General features: G+C 58.0%; 10 protein-coding genes. 6 read left to right on the top strand and 4 right to left on the bottom strand.

Annotation, left to right across the window (positions count from 1 at the left end; genetic code table 11):
• Positions 1–31: 31 nt before the first annotated feature.
• A complete protein-coding gene (locus ACIOWA_RS00175; RefSeq protein WP_339465717.1) occupies positions 32–1330 on the top strand; it encodes a hypothetical protein in 1299 nt (432 codons plus the stop codon).
• Between the two features lie 65 nt (positions 1331–1395).
• On the opposite strand, the gene ACIOWA_RS00170 is transcribed toward ACIOWA_RS00175, so the two are convergent.
• Positions 1396–2721, bottom strand: coding sequence for a sigma 54-interacting transcriptional regulator (locus ACIOWA_RS00170; protein ID WP_401157569.1), 1326 nt, complete (start codon positions 2719–2721; stop codon positions 1396–1398).
• Between the two features lie 345 nt (positions 2722–3066).
• On the opposite strand from ACIOWA_RS00170, the gene ACIOWA_RS00165 reads away from it, so the two are divergent.
• The 3 genes from ACIOWA_RS00165 to nhaB all read left to right on the top strand — a co-directional run bounded on the left by ACIOWA_RS00165 (position 3067) and on the right by nhaB (position 6469).
• The gene (locus ACIOWA_RS00165; protein WP_221731656.1) at positions 3067–3333 is read left to right on the top strand and encodes a hypothetical protein; all 267 of its coding nucleotides are present in this window, start codon (positions 3067–3069) and stop codon (positions 3331–3333) included.
• 282 nt (positions 3334–3615) lie between these two features.
• Positions 3616–4905 carry a hypothetical protein gene (locus tag ACIOWA_RS00160; RefSeq protein ID WP_401157567.1) on the top strand — a complete coding sequence of 430 codons (1290 nt, stop codon included), beginning with the start codon at positions 3616–3618 and terminating at the stop codon, positions 4903–4905.
• Positions 4906–4966: 61 nt separating this feature from the next.
• On the top strand, positions 4967–6469 hold the full coding sequence (gene nhaB, locus ACIOWA_RS00155) for a sodium/proton antiporter NhaB (protein ID WP_401157565.1): 1503 nt from the start codon (positions 4967–4969) through the stop codon (positions 6467–6469).
• A 117-nt stretch (positions 6470–6586) separates the two neighbouring features.
• On the opposite strand, the gene ACIOWA_RS00150 is transcribed toward nhaB, so the two are convergent.
• Genes ACIOWA_RS00150 through gnd form a run of 3 tightly spaced genes read right to left on the bottom strand, consistent with a single transcriptional unit; the run spans position 6587 to position 9905 of the window.
• On the bottom strand, positions 6587–7408 hold the full coding sequence (locus ACIOWA_RS00150; protein ID WP_339507667.1) for an HAD family hydrolase: 822 nt from the start codon (positions 7406–7408) through the stop codon (positions 6587–6589).
• Positions 7405–8928, bottom strand: a complete 1524-nt coding sequence (zwf, locus tag ACIOWA_RS00145; RefSeq protein WP_401157563.1) for a glucose-6-phosphate dehydrogenase — start codon at positions 8926–8928, stop codon at positions 7405–7407. Before zwf ends, ACIOWA_RS00150 begins: the two co-directional genes overlap by 4 nt.
• Entirely contained in the window at positions 8925–9905 is a 981-nt protein-coding gene (gene gnd / locus ACIOWA_RS00140; protein ID WP_339465725.1) for a phosphogluconate dehydrogenase (NAD(+)-dependent, decarboxylating), read from the bottom strand. The genes zwf and gnd overlap by 4 nt, the downstream gene beginning before the upstream one ends.
• A 273-nt stretch (positions 9906–10178) precedes the next feature.
• Here gnd and ACIOWA_RS00135 point away from each other — a divergent pair, with 273 nt between their 5' ends.
• Both ACIOWA_RS00135 and ACIOWA_RS00130 read left to right on the top strand, forming a co-directional pair.
• Entirely contained in the window at positions 10179–10361 is a 183-nt protein-coding gene (locus ACIOWA_RS00135) for a DUF6026 family protein (RefSeq protein WP_221731650.1), read from the top strand.
• Positions 10362–10563: 202 nt separating this feature from the next.
• Positions 10564–12312 (top strand): phosphoethanolamine transferase CptA, encoded by a 1749-nt coding sequence (locus tag ACIOWA_RS00130; protein WP_339465728.1) that lies wholly within the window; start codon positions 10564–10566, stop codon positions 12310–12312.
• Positions 12313–12436 lie beyond the last annotated feature (124 nt).

Raw genomic sequence — 12436 nt, 5'->3', positions numbered from 1 at the left:
CGATCATTGGGTTTAAAGGGACGGCTTATTCATGTATCGATCAGTATCACTGCGTACAGCGGTTTGTTTGAGTACGCTTCTTCCCGCCGCCATGCTGCAAGCAGCACCCGACGCGGACGTCGCGACACTCAAGCAAGAACTTCTGGAACTCAAACAACGATACGAAGTACAACAAAAGGCCCTGGCGGTGCTCGAACAACGAGTCCGCCAGGTTGAGGAGCAACCCGTAGCCCCACCTCCCAAGCGCCTGGTCAAGTCGCCTGCAGACATGAAACGCAATGCCGTTGCAAACCGCACTGGCTCTGCCACTGCATCCGGAGGCGCTGCCGGTGGCAGTGGTTACGGGCAGTCGCTGGCCGACGATTCACAACCGGCGCAAAGCGTATCCAACCTGTATGACGAAGCCAGTGGCTTTTTTGGCGGCGGTAAATTCAGTCTCGAAACCGGCATTACCTACTCGCGCTATGACACCCGTCAGTTGATCCTGAATGGTTTTCTCGCACTGGATTCGATCTTTCTGGGCAACATCAACCTTGACCGTATCAAGGCCGATACCTGGACGCTGGACGTCACCGGCCGCTACAACTTCAACAATCGCTGGCAGTTTGATCTGAACGTGCCAGTGGTGTACCGCGAATCGACCTATCAGTCCGGTGGCGGCAATCAGGGGGCTGCCGGCGTAACAACAGAGCAGGACGTTACGCGAGATCCCACCATTGGCGACGTCAACTTCGGTATCGCCTATAAATTCATGGACGAGTCCGTCAACACCCCGGACGCCGTGGTCACCTTGCGCGTGAAGGCGCCGACCGGCAAGGACCCGTTCGGCATCAAGTTGCGCCAGACCGACGCCAACACCAACCTGTTCGTGCCTGACACCCTGCCGACCGGCAACGGCGTCTGGTCGATTACGCCAGGCATCTCGCTGGTCAAAACCTTCGACCCGGCGGTGTTGTTCGGCAGCTTGTCCTACACACATAACCTTGAGGAGTCGTTCGACGACATCAGCTCGACCGTCAACCAGAAAACCCCAGGCAAAGTGCGAATCGGCGACAGCTTCCAGATCGGCGCCGGTGTAGCCTTCGCCTTGAACGAAAAGATGAGCATGTCGTTCTCGGTATCTGATCTGGTGCAACGTCAAAGCAAGCTCAAACAAGACGGTGGGGATTGGCAGTCGGTGGTGTCCAGTGATGCCAACGCCGGCTACTTCAACATCGGCATGACCGTTGCGGCCACCGATAACCTGACCATCGTTCCCAACCTGTCTATCGGCTTGACCGATGATGCCCCGGACTTTTCCTTCAGCCTGAAATTCCCGTACTACTTCTGACCGCTCGATCACGAACAAGGCCCGCTGCGATTACGTCGCAGCGGGCCTTGTTCGTTTCCCCCGCCCTAGCGGATCTGATGCTTGTGCAACAAGCGATAAAAAGTCGGCCGCGAAACGCCAAGCACCTTGGCCGCGATACTGAGGTTGTCGCTGTGCCGGTTCAACACATCGCACAGCGCCTGGCGTTCGGCACGGGTTTTGTAGTCTTCCAGCGTCCCCATCGGAGTGGCGATTGCGTGCTGGCTGATCAAACCCAGGTCGCGCGCTTCGATCTGCCGACCTTCAGCCAATACCAGGCCTCGACGCACGCGGTTGGCCAGTTCGCGAACGTTGCCCGGCCAGTCGTGTTTGCCCATGGCAATCAGCGCATCTTCACTGAAGCTGCGCGGCCGGCGTCCGGTTTCGTGACTGTAGAAGTGGGAAAAGTGGTTGGCCAGCATCGACAGATCGCCGTGGCGCTCACGCAGGGGCGCGGTGGCGACTTGCAGAACGTTGAGACGGTAATACAGGTCTTCGCGAAAGAGCTTCTTGTCGATGGCGGCTTCGAGATCGACGTGAGTCGCCGCCAGAACGCGCACATCAACCGGGATCGGCTGACTGCCGCCAACCCGTTCGATGTGTTTTTCCTGAAGAAAGCGCAGCAGATTGGCTTGCAGTTCCAGCGGCAGATCACCGATTTCATCAAGAAACAGCGTGCCACCATTGGCCGCTTCGATGCGCCCGACCTTTCGCTGATGAGCGCCGGTAAACGCACCTTTTTCGTGTCCGAACAGTTCGGACTGGATCAAATGTTCAGGAATTGCACCGCAGTTGATCGCCACGAACGGCTTGTTGTGACGCTGGGATTGACGATGCAGCGTGCGTGCAACCAGCTCTTTACCGGTGCCGCTTTCGCCGCGGATCAATACGGGCGACTCGGTGGGCGCCAGTTTGCTGAGGAGTTTGCGTAGTTCGCGTATCGGTTTGCTGTCGCCGAGCAGTTCGTGTTCCGGCTGATCGATGTGGACCGTGCCCTGCCCGCGCAAGCGCGCCATGCCGAACGCGCGGCCGAGGGTGACCTGCACCCGCGACACGTCAAACGGCAAGGTATGGAAATCGAAAAACCATTCACAGACGAAGTCACCGACGTTCTGCAAGCGCAGGACTTCCTGATTGAGCACAGCGATCCATTCAGTGCCGCTGCGACTGATCAGTTCCTTGACGGCTTCGGGACGTTCCAGGTGAAAAGGCTGCAAACGCAGCAAGCCGACATCACAGCTACGGTCGGCGGCGTTTTCCAGGCTGCAGCTGTCGACATCCCAGCCTGCCGCACGCAAACCGGGTAGTAAGCGGTGACAGTCGTCGCAGGGATCGACCACCAATAAACGTCGTAATGCGGGCGCTTCACTCATGACTGTTCCTTGGCGCCAAATTTAAGGAATTTATTTTAAAAACAGTCATTTGGCAGACCTGGCTGTAACACTAGCAAGAATTTGACGGCGCCTTGTATCGATTGCTTATAGATCTACCGGCAAATACGTTATAAGAAACGTAATTATTAGCTAGCTATCGACTTGGTCTCTTTCAGTAAACTTTCAAGATCTCCAGAAAATCCGACTGCATAAAAGAAATTTGAAATTTCTTTGTTTCAAGTGTGACCTGCTCCCCGGTTGCGTGCATCAGTACAAGTAACCAGCCGATCGGTGAGCCCAACCGACGGCCTATCACTTGACTGGGCACTAAAGAGAGAAGACCCCATGACCGCCCCGCTCCGTATCAACGAAGCTCTTTTGATTGCCAACCACGCGTTTCAACCTTTCCAGTGCGTGGCCTGGGCCCCACAAGACGGCAATGGCGAATTGAGCCTGACTGTTATCGACCGCACCAATTCACGTATCGGCCGTAAACAGATTCCGAGCACCGCCTACTCCGACCCGGCACAGCTGGAACAGTTGCTGCAGCAGGCTCGCGCCGAACTGAGCGAAGAAGGTTACGCGTTACAATCGTGGTCGATGCCACATTGATAGCCGGGTAAGGCGGATGACTTTGAGGTCATCCGCTCTCCTGTTCTTAGTTGCTGTTTCTATTTTACTCCCCATACTTCTGTACAACTTTCAGCCACGCGCGGCAACGTAACTGCTTGGCAGGCTTGCCATTGGTTCAGAAAGACACTGTTCTGGCACAGTGTGACCCTCTACCTGTTAGTTCTTACAGTTGTACTTCCCTCTGTTCAGGGATTGAATGTTCCGCTCATGCAGTTACCCGACCGGCACCCGGTTCTGGTCAACTCGCAAGGAGATGCGTGCATGTCAACGTTGAATACTTATCTGCTCCCGACGCCATTTAATAATGCCGGTCAACTCGACAGGACATTTGCCGCCAACGGAGTCGCCCAGGTTTATTTTCCCGACAGTGTGTCCAGCCTGACTCAAGAGGTTGCCCTGGATGCGCAAGGGCGGATTCTTGTGGCAGCCAAAGTCGGCCTTGCACAAGGCAGCCGTTTCGGCCTTGCTCGGTTGCTCGCCGATGGTTCCACCGATCTATCATTCGGTGATCAAGGCTGCGTGATCGGCACCTTTGCACCTGGTTTCGAGGCCATGGGCGGTAAAGTGCAGGCGTTGCCCGATGGACGCATCCTGCTGGCCGGCCTGCACTATGAAAACACCCATCGCACACTGCCCGCCGTCGCTCTGTTCGACGCTCAAGGCAGACCGGATCAAACGTTTGGGGATAATGGCCGCAAAGTTGTATGCCTGCCGGGCGATTTGTCCATGGGCTCCCGTGACCCCTGGCTGCCTCCGGGCGTACCGGGTGCTGAGGCCTGCGATTTAGCGGTACAGGCCGACGGGCATATTCTGCTGATCGCCAACCACCATTTCGAACTCGCCGACCATGCCGGCATGCTGATTCGACTCAAACCCGACGCCAGCCTGGATGAAACCTTCAACGGTCGTGGCTTCGTGATGATCCGCCATCTGTTGCTCAATACCTGGCTCAGTAGTCTGCTGCTGCAGGAAGACGGGCGGATCGTGGTGGGCGGTTCAATCGATTTCCCTCAGCAAGGCCTGTTGGCGCGCTATCTGCCCGATGGTCGTCTTGACGAGCGTTTTGCAGTAGACGGCTTCATGACCATCAAGGCTGATGGGCGAAGCGCTCAGATCAGTCGGGTCCTTGAGTCCGAAGACGCCCTGCACTGTTTCGGCAGCAGTTTCGACCCGCTCCGCTGCCTGGCTTTCAGCCTTCACCCCAATGGTCGCCCCGACCTGCATCGCAATAACGGCCAGCCGCAACTGCTGGACATCGGTCCCAGCGGCTGCCAATGGAGCGCCGCCCAGCGCATGGCAGATGGCCGAATCATCGCCGCAGGTGCAACCATTGGCGGGATCGAAGCAGATTTCATCGTGGCCCGCTACCACGCCGATGGCCGCCCGGACCCAAGCTTCGGCCATGGCAATGGCTGGCTGCGCACCCGTCTGGGACACAGTCTCGACACGGCAAACTCACTGGCTGTGCAAGCGGATGGCGCTATCCTCGTCGGTGGTTATTCGCTGAATGGCCGTTACCGGGCCGTGATCGCGCGGTATCTGAACGCCTAAGAGCTTGATCTTCGTTCTCACATCCGGCAACTTGCGCGCTTCTCAAGACAAGGAGCAACCGATGTCCGGTTCAATGGCCCAGGCGTTCGCGCATAACTTTCTAGGGCATTCACCACGCTGGTATAAAGCGACCATCGTTGGATTCCTGATCCTTAATGCTGTCGTGCTGTTCACTGCCGGCCCCGTCGCGGCTGGCTGGCTGCTGGTGATCGAGTTTATCTTCACCCTGGCCATGGCCCTCAAGTGCTATCCGTTGATGCCCGGCGGTCTGTTGCTGATTGAAGCTCTGCTGCTGAAGATGACCACGCCGCAGGCACTTTATGATGAGCTGGTGCACAACTTTCCGGTGATCCTGCTGCTGATGTTCATGGTGGCCGGCATTTACTTCATGAAGGATCTGCTGCTGTTTCTGTTTTCGCGGCTGTTATTGGGCGTACGTTCAAAAGCGCTGCTGTCCCTGATGTTCTGCTTCCTGTCGGCGTTTCTTTCAGCGTTTCTCGATGCATTGACCGTCACAGCAGTGATCATCAGCGCGGGTGTCGGTTTCTACGCGGTCTACCACCGCGTTGCCTCGGGGAACGATCCACGGCAGGACAGTGAAATCAGTGATGACCAACACCTGCCCCCCCTGCAACACGACGATCTGGAACAGTTCCGCGAGTTCCTGCGCAGTCTGTTGATGCACGGCGCGGTGGGCACGGCGCTGGGTGGCGTCTGCACATTGGTAGGCGAGCCACAGAACCTGCTGATCGGCCATGAAATGGGCTGGCACTTCACCGAGTTCTTCTTGAAAGTCGCCCCGGTATCCGTGCCAGTGCTGGTGGCAGGTCTTGTGACCTGCGTTTTGCTGGAGAAGCTGCGCTGGTTCGGTTACGGCACACTGCTGCCGGAGAACGTGCGCGCCGTCCTCGCCAACTATGCCGCCGAGGACAACGCCAAGCGCACGAATCGTCAACGCGCCGCCCTGCTGGTGCAAGGCGCCGCCGCGCTGATCCTGATTGCCGGGCTGGCTTTCCATGTCGCGGAAGTCGGCCTGATCGGCCTGATGGTGATCGTGTTGATCACCGCGTTTACCGGGATCACCGATGAGCATCGTCTGGGCAGCGCGTTCAAGGACGCCATGCCGTTCACTGCCTTGCTGGTGGTGTTCTTTGCCGTGGTGGCGGTGATTCACGATCAACACTTGTTTGCGCCGCTGATCGAGTGGGTGCTGGCGCTGCCGGCTGACCAGCAACCGGGCATGTTGTTTATTGCCAATGGCGTGCTTTCGGCGATCAGTGACAACGTGTTCGTGGCAACCATTTACATCACCGAAGTGAAACAGGCATTCCTGGCTGGGCACATGACCCGCGAGCACTTCGAGACGCTGGCGATTGCGATCAACACCGGCACCAATTTGCCGAGTGTTGCGACACCGAATGGTCAGGCGGCGTTTCTGTTCCTGCTGACCTCGGCAATTGCACCGCTGGTGCGTCTGTCTTATGGCCGAATGGTGTGGATGGCAGTGCCTTACACCATTGTGATGGGTTCCCTGGGCTGGTACGCCGTCAGCTACTGGCTGTAAACACATAACTGATGTGGGAGCGGGCTTGCTCGCGAACGCGGTGTGTCATTCGACGATACGTTGACTGAAACGCCGCGTTCGCGAGCAAGCCCGCTCCCGCTTTTTTTTATGCGTGAATCAGCGAGGCAGGATGTATTTTTCGATCGCTTGGGCGACGCCATCTTCGGTGTTCGGCGCAGTGACCACATCAGCCTGACGCCTCACCGCCTCCTCCGCCTGCCCCATGGCAATCGACAATCCTGCGCAATGGAACATCGCCGGATCATTCCCACCATCCCCGATCGCGGCTGTCTGTTCCAACGGGATGCCAAGATGCGCGGCGATCGTCGCCAGCGCAGTCCCCTTGTGGGCTTCCAGCGCCGTGACGTCCAGATACACCGGTTGCGAACGCGACACCTGTGCCTGACCTTCAACCCTGGGTAGCAAACGCGCCTCCAGTTCGATCAGCAGTTCGGTGTTATTGCTGGTGGCAACGATCTTGTCGATACGCTCCAGATACGGCTCGAAACTCTCGACCACGACCGGCGGATAGCCCAGGCCATGCTGTTCGCGCGGGACCATCGGGCCGTGCGGATCCTTGAGTAACCAGTCGCCACCACTGAACACCCAGATTTCGACATCGGGCTGATCGGCGAACGTTGCCAGTGCCTGCAGCGCAGCGGTGGCCGGAAGATAATGCGCCACCAGCAGGCTGCCGTCAGGATTGACGATGGTGCCGCCATTGAAGGCCGCCGTCGGCAGATCGACGCCCAACGCCTCGATTTGCTGCAACATGGCTTTGGGTGGACGCCCGGTGGCGAGACTGAACAGTACGCCTGCTTCGCGCAATGAACGAACGGCCTCAATGGTGCGCTGGCTCAATGTGTGATCGGGCAGCAACAGTGTGCCGTCCATGTCACTGAGCAAAAAACGGATGGGTTGTTGCCGCGCGTCGTTCATCCGAGACCGTGCCAGACGCGACCATCGCGAGTCAGTAGATCTTCGGCGGCGGTCGGGCCGTCTTCACCGGCGGCATACGTCTGCACGCTGGCGTCCTGTTGCCAGGCATCGAGGAACGGCTGCACGGCGCGCCAGCCGTTCTCGATGTTGTCGGCGCGCTGGAACAGCGTCTGGTCGCCGGTCAGGCAGTCGTAGATCAGCGTTTCGTAGCCAGTCGACGGTTGCATCTCGAAGAAGTCCTTGTAAGCAAACCCCAACTCGATGTTGGCCATGTTGAGGGCCGGGCCCGGGCGCTTGGCCAGCAGGTCGAACCACATGCCTTCGTTGGGCTGGATCTGGATGCGCAGGTAGGTCGGTTGCAACTCGTCAACCTCTGTATCGCGAAACTGCGCATACGGCGCTGGCTTGAAGCAGATGACGATCTCAGTGTCGCGCACGCTCATGCGTTTGCCGGTGCGCAGGTAGAACGGCACGCCGACCCAGCGCCAGTTGTCGATCATGACCTTCAGCGCGACGTAGGTTTCAGTGCTGCTGTCGGGTGACACGTTGGCTTCCTGGCGATAACCGGCCAGCGGCTTCCCTGCGACTTCACCGGCGCTGTACTGCCCACGCACCGAGTTTGCCCTAGCCTCTTCAACCGTCCATGGCCGAATGGCACCGACCACTTTGGCCTTCTCGCCACGCACCGCATCGGCGCCGAACGCCGCCGGGGGTTCCATGGCGACCATCGCCAGCAACTGGAACAGGTGATTGGGCACCATGTCCCGCAAGGCGCCGGTGTGTTCATAAAAACTGCCACGGGTTTCGACACCAACCGTTTCGGCGGCGGTGATCTGTACGTGGTCGATGTAATGATTATTCCAGAAGGCCTCAAACAGGCTGTTGGAAAACCGGCTGACCAGAATGTTCTGCACGGTTTCCTTGCCCAGGTAATGATCGATCCGAAAGATCTGTTTCTCGGACATCACCTTGAGCAAGCAGGCGTTCAACGCTTCAGCCGTTTGCAGATCGGAGCCAAACGGCTTCTCGATCACCACCCTTCTGAATGCTTCGGGGGTTTCTTCAAGCAATTTGGCGGCACCCAGGCGGCGCACCACTTCACTGAAGAAACGTGGCGCGGTGGCCAGGTAGAACACCGCATTGCCGGTGCCGCTGTCGGCAATTTTTGCCGCCAGCGCGCTATAAGTGCTGTCGTCCAGGAAGTCGCCCTGAACGTAGCTGATACCTTTGGCGAGCTTGGCCCACAAAGCCGGATCAAGCATCTGATCGCCCTTGCCGACTTTCGCCGCCACTTCGGTACGGATGAAGTCTTCGAGCTTTTGCGCGAAGGCTTCATCGGTAATGGCGTTGTGGTCAACACCGACGATCCGCAGACCCTCATCAAGCAAACCGTCGCGACTGAGGTTATACAGCGCCGGCATCAGCAAGCGCTTGACCAGGTCGCCGTGAGCACCGAACAAAAACAGCGTGGTCGGTGGTGCGGGTTCTGCCTTGGATTTTCTGCGGATCGTATGGGTCATTTCTTTGGAGTCTCTACATGGCCACCAAAGCCGAAGCGTTGGGCCGACAGGATCTTGTCGCCAAAGGTGCCCTGACCGCGCGAGCGGTAGCGCGAGAACAGCGAGTTCGACAGCACCGGCACCGGCACCGCTTGTTCCATGGCCGCTTCGATGGTCCATTGACCTTCGCCGCTGTCTGCTACGGAACCGGAGAACCCGTCGAGTTTCGGGTCACCGGCCAAGGCGTCGGCGGTCAAGTCCAGCAGCCAGGACGACACCACACTGCCGCGACGCCAGACTTCGGCGATGTCGGCCACGTTGAGGTCGAAACGCTGATCTTGCGGCAGACGCTCGCTCGACTTGGTCTTGAGGATGTCGAAGCCTTCGGCAAAGGCCGCCATCATGCCGTACTCGATACCGTTGTGAATCATCTTCACGAAGTGCCCGGCACCGGCCGGACCGGCGTGAATGTAGCCGTGCTCGGCACGCTGATCGTCGGACTTGCGATCCTTGGTGCGCGCAATATCGCCCATGCCCGGCGCCAGGGCGGCGAACAATGGATCAAGACGCGTCACGGTTTCGGCGTCGCCGCCGATCATCATGCAGTAGCCGCGCTCCAGGCCCCAGACGCCACCGGAGGTGCCCACGTCGATGTAATGCAAGCCTTTCTCGGCCAGGGTCTTCGCCCGGCGAATGTCATCCTTATAGTTGGTGTTGCCGCCGTCGATGATGGTATCGCCGGCCTCAAGCAGGGTGCTCAGGGTTTCGATAGTGTCTTCGGTCGGCGCACCGGCCGGCAGCATGACCCAAACCGCACGCGGCTTGGCCAGGCCGGCGACCAGTGCCGGCAAATCGGCAACGCCCGTAGAGCCCTCGGCGGCCAGGGTGTCGACAAAGGCGGTATTGCGGTCGTAAACAACGGTGGTGTGACCGTTGAGCATCAGGCGCCGCGCAATATTGCCGCCCATGCGGCCCAGTCCAATAATCCCGAGTTGCATGTGCTGATGCTCCTTACTGCAAATAAATGTGTGTCATTGGTTATAGCCCAACGCGACTGATGGAGGTTAGTCCAGAGCGTTGCGATGAAGTTTCCGGGCATTGTGCCCGATCCAGACTGATAACGCCTTGAATCGTGGCGAAGACACACCGACCATGAAAAATAAAAAAGTTCCATTCACCGACAAAAGAAACCAAAATTGGCGCCGATAGTAAGTCAGCACCCCGAATCGGGGACGACTTACAGTTGAGACACGCCATTTGCGAGGTGAGCAATGGGCACAGTACACACAGCAATGCCGCCACAAACCCTGTACGTGACAATCCGTCGCGATGAATTGCGTCAATTGAAAAACGAACGCGACCAATTGAAGCAGGAGTTGGCGCAGTTGCGCCTGCTGACCCAAGGTGCCCAGCCGCAACCTTTGCCGGTCGTTCAGCGTAACCCCCAGGCCTGAATCCCCGCCCCCGCCAGCCCCCCGGGAACGGCAGACGCTGTTCCCGAAACGACCTGCCCCGCACCACGCCAGATCCTCACAAACTTTTCACATTCCCTTGGTAATACTGCGCCCGTTCTGGCCGTACGTACGCGTGCGGCCTTCGTTCGTCGGCTACAGGGATGCTCCGGCGGTGGTTGTCACGAGTGAGCTGGAGCGCCGAATGGCATTGTTCAAACGCAGCAAAACGACTGCGACAGGTTTTGATTGGGCCGGACTTCTCTGGCTGTTCGTGTTTTTCTGGTACTTCTCGGGTATCACCCAACTGCTGATCCAGTTGACCGGCACATCCGGTTTCTCCGGGTTCCGCCAGGCCTTCTTCATGAGCGCGCTGTGGCTGGCGCCAATGCTGATGTTCCCCAAACGCACAAAAATGCTCGCTGCCATTATTGGCGTAGTGTTATGGGCCTGCTCGATGGCGAGTCTGGGCTACTTCTTCATCTATCAGCAGGAATTCTCGCAGAGCGTCATCTTCATCATGTTCGAGTCGAACGTGTCCGAAGCCGGCGAGTACATGACCCAGTACTTTGCCTGGTGGATGGTTCCGGCGTTCCTCGCTCACACCGCATTTGCCTATTTCCTTTGGACGCGTTTGCGTCCGGTGCACATGCCCCGTGGCCGAGCGTTCGTGGCCGCAATGGCGATTCTGATCGCCGTAGTGGGTTATCCGCTGGTCAAGCAGACCCTGCGCATGGGCAACGTTGCCCAGGGTTTCGAGAAGTTCGAATCCCGCATCGAGCCTGCCGTGCCATGGCAGATGGCGGTGGCGTATCACCGTTATCTCGACACATTGGCCGACATGCAGGACATGCTGCACAGCGCCAGCAAGATTCCTCCGCTGCACAACCTCAAGGCTGCGAATGCCGATCAGCCTTCCACGCTGGTGTTGGTGATCGGTGAATCGACCAACCGCCAGCGCATGAGCCTGTACGGCTACCCACGCAATACCACGCCTGAGCTGGACAAACTCAAGGATCAACTGGCGATCTTCGACAACGTCGTCACCCCTCGCCCATATACCATCGAGGCGTTGCAGCAGGTACTGACTTTCGCTGACGAATTACATCCGGATCTGTACCTGGCCACGCCATCGCTTGTCAGCATGATGAAACAGGCGGGTTACAAGACCTTCTGGATCACCAACCAGCAAACCATGACCAAGCGCAACACCATGCTCACGACTTTCTCCGAACAGGCCGACGAGCAGGTGTACCTGAACAACAACCGCAATCAGAACGCCGCCCAGTACGACGGCGACGTGATCGAGCCATTTAACAAAGCATTGGCCGACGCTGCACCGCGCAAGCTGATCGTCGTGCATCTGCTCGGCACCCACATGAGCTACCAGTACCGCTATCCGCCGAGCTTCGACAAGTTCCAGGATCGCAACGGGGTGCCGGCCGGTGTGCGTGACGATCAGGTGCCGACCTACAACAGCTACGACAACGCCGTGCTGTACAACGACTTTGTGGTGTCGAGCCTGATCAAGGATTACGCCAAATCCGATCCGAATGGTTTCCTGCTTTACCTGTCGGACCACGGTGAAGACGTGTTCGACTCGGTGGGCCACAAGACCTTGGGGCGCAACGAAAACAAGCCGACCGCGCCGATGTACACCATTCCGTTCATGGCTTGGGCCTCGCCGAAATGGCGCGAAAACCATGACTGGAACCTCGCCGGCGACCTTCAGCGCCCTTACAGCAGCTCGCATCTGATCCACACTTGGGCCGACATGGCAGGTTTGAGCTTCGATGAGCTCGACCGTAGCAAGAGCCTGGTCAGTGACAGCTTCAAACCTCGTCCACTGCTGATCGGTAACCCCTACCAGCGCCAGCAGAAGGCATTGATCGACTTCAGCCTGATGAAGCCGAAAACGCCCGAAGGTCCGACACGCGCAGTGGTTAAGCAATAAAACCGAGAAGGGGCCGAGACTGGCCCCTTTTTCATGAACGAAATATCTACAAATAATAATAATTCGCGTTTATCACTAAATAGCAGTTCCTCGCTTCGTCTTTGAACAAACGGATTTTTTCTCA

It is taken from the genome of Pseudomonas sp. NPDC087614 (genome assembly GCF_044743485.1).
In the GTDB taxonomy this organism is placed as follows: domain Bacteria; phylum Pseudomonadota; class Gammaproteobacteria; order Pseudomonadales; family Pseudomonadaceae; genus Aquipseudomonas; species Aquipseudomonas baetica_A.
This window is presented reverse-complemented; position numbering and strand designations above follow the sequence as displayed.

Excerpts from the sequence above, each read along its gene's own strand:
- ACIOWA_RS00175 (WP_339465717.1), top strand. The coding sequence starts at position 32 with ATGTATCGATCAGTATCACTGCGTACAGCGGTTTGTTTGAGTACGCTT.
- ACIOWA_RS00170 (WP_401157569.1), bottom strand. The coding sequence starts at position 2,721 with ATGAGTGAAGCGCCCGCATTACGACGTTTATTGGTGGTCGATCCCTGC.
- ACIOWA_RS00165 (WP_221731656.1), top strand. The coding sequence starts at position 3,067 with ATGACCGCCCCGCTCCGTATCAACGAAGCTCTTTTGATTGCCAACCAC.
- ACIOWA_RS00160 (WP_401157567.1), top strand. The coding sequence starts at position 3,616 with ATGTCAACGTTGAATACTTATCTGCTCCCGACGCCATTTAATAATGCC.
- nhaB (WP_401157565.1), top strand. The coding sequence starts at position 4,967 with ATGTCCGGTTCAATGGCCCAGGCGTTCGCGCATAACTTTCTAGGGCAT.
- ACIOWA_RS00150 (WP_339507667.1), bottom strand. The coding sequence starts at position 7,408 with ATGAACGACGCGCGGCAACAACCCATCCGTTTTTTGCTCAGTGACATG.
- zwf (WP_401157563.1), bottom strand. The coding sequence starts at position 8,928 with ATGACCCATACGATCCGCAGAAAATCCAAGGCAGAACCCGCACCACCG.
- gnd (WP_339465725.1), bottom strand. The coding sequence starts at position 9,905 with ATGCAACTCGGGATTATTGGACTGGGCCGCATGGGCGGCAATATTGCG.
- ACIOWA_RS00135 (WP_221731650.1), top strand. The coding sequence starts at position 10,179 with ATGGGCACAGTACACACAGCAATGCCGCCACAAACCCTGTACGTGACA.
- ACIOWA_RS00130 (WP_339465728.1), top strand. The coding sequence starts at position 10,564 with ATGGCATTGTTCAAACGCAGCAAAACGACTGCGACAGGTTTTGATTGG.